The sequence below is a fragment of the Gammaproteobacteria bacterium genome (genome assembly GCA_003696665.1).
Classification (GTDB): Bacteria; Pseudomonadota; Gammaproteobacteria; order Enterobacterales.
This window is the reverse complement of the sequence record RFGJ01000439.1, coordinates 1-1,155: the sequence shown is the minus strand read 5'-3', so window position 1 is coordinate 1,155 and position 1,155 is coordinate 1. Positions and strand designations below refer to the sequence as shown.

Genomic DNA, 1,155 nt, shown 5'->3' with positions numbered 1-1,155 from the left:
GGGTGCGTGTCACCTTCTTGGTAGAAAAATTAGGCTGGAGAAGACCTAGAACTATCTACCAAGACCATGACTCCTGAAGACGAAGCTCAACTGCAACAGTGTGTTGAAACAATTGCCGGCATTTTGTATCGCAACACGTCCGCTGAACAACTGCAAACGCTAGAAGGCATTGAGCAAGCTATCCGAACCCACACGCAACAAGCGGTGTTGCCGCAACTGGGAGTTTTTTTATTGCAGCAGCGACTGGCACAACTGATGGCTACCAACGGACGCTGAAGAGTATTCTCGGACGCTTAAGCGTGACAAGCGAGCAAGCCCAACGACTGGGAGTGAAAACGGGTAGCCAGGTGAGTCCCATGCTGGAGCGATGTTGTTTGCGGGTGAGTGCCAATGTATCGTATCAACATGCAGCTCAAGATGTGGAACTGTTCACCGGAATCGCCGTTAGCGCCAAAACGCAACAGCGGCTAGTTCAACGCCAAACATTTGAAACACCCAGCGTTGACGAGTCAGTATCAGAAGCCAGCCTCGATGGCGGAACGGTGCGACTGATTGTGGAGTCGGGGCAGAAACCCTTGTGGAAGCAGTATAAAGCGATTCATCTGGCTCCAATGGGAGTTCGCGCCGCTTGGTTCGACGACAATGCAGCGCTGCTTGAGTGGCTCAACCATCAACCGCTTGCTGCTTGTCTAACCTGCTTGGGCGATGGTCACGATGGAATTTGGAATTTATTTGCTCAACTGCCAGATGCCGTGGAGCGACGGGAGATTCTCGATTGGTTTCATTTGATGGAGAACTTGGAGAAGATTGGGGGGTCGTTGAACCGTTTAGCAGAAGCTCGGCGGCTGTTGTGGCAGGGCAAGGTGGATGAAACGCTGGCGTTATTTAACGACTGTCAACTGCATCAAGCGCAGTGCTTCTGTCAGTATTTGCAGAAGCATCGGCACCGGATCGTCAACTACGATTATTACCAGAGTGAAGGCATTTGCTCGATTGGTTCTGGTGCTGTAGAGTCAACCGTCAAACAGATTGACCGTCGATTACAGATTTCGGGGGCACGTTGGAAACCAGAGCATGTGCCGAAGGTGTTAGCCCACCGCTGTGCTTACCTCAACAACCTGCTCTAATTTCCTCTCAAGAAGGTGACACGCACCC

1 protein-coding gene is annotated in these 1,155 nt (G+C 51.6%); it reads left to right on the top strand.

What is annotated here, in order from left to right; all coding sequences use genetic code 11:
* Positions 1-66 precede the first annotated feature (66 nt).
* Positions 67-1,127 (top strand): ISKra4 family transposase gene (locus tag D6694_10985; GenBank protein RMH39634.1). Its coding sequence is split into 2 segments (ribosomal slippage): positions 67-223 and positions 223-1,127, totalling 1,062 coding nucleotides; the frame shifts between segments, so codons are not numbered across the junction.
* The last annotated feature ends 28 nt before the right edge of the window (positions 1,128-1,155 follow it).